The 519-nt window shown below is 37.4% G+C and carries 1 protein-coding gene; it reads right to left on the reverse strand.

The annotated features are described in order from the left end of the window. Window positions 1–259: 259 nt before the first annotated feature. On the reverse strand, window positions 260–519 hold a 260-nt coding region (locus R7Q46_RS30230; protein WP_318078723.1), incomplete at its 5' end, for an outer membrane protein transport protein.

Here is a 519-nt window from a genome sequence, read left to right on the forward strand (position 1 = left end):
AGTTATTACTTTAGAAATGAAAATCCGGAACATGAATGTATTTAGTATTTTGTTCTAATTTGTTGCTTGTTTATGGTTTTATAATCTGACCATGATAGTGGAATGAAAAAAACTCAGCGAACACCTGTGAGGTCTAATTGTGATTTTTAGATACACGTGTTCACTCAAATTGAGCGGACGATAAGTGTTAGATAAGAAAAAAGGCTGGAAATCCAGCCTTTTATATAGAGTTTACTTACATTAAATATAAGGAATTTTCTTAGAAGCTACGGCTGTATTGTAAGCCAAACAGGATAGCGTCTGCGTGCGTTGTAGCTGTTACACCTGTAGAAAGACCAGGGGCCAATTGAGTATTCTCATTGACTTTTACATCGTCACCTAGCAAGTATGTGAAGCCAAAATCAATGTTTGAGCTGTTGTCGATATGGTAAGAGAAACCTGTTGAGAACCACTGACGATCTGAATCTGGTACCGAGATAGATGTTACCTTATCTTGAGCGCTGGTGTCGTACATGTAAC

This window comes from Vibrio sp. 811 (assembly GCF_033339195.1).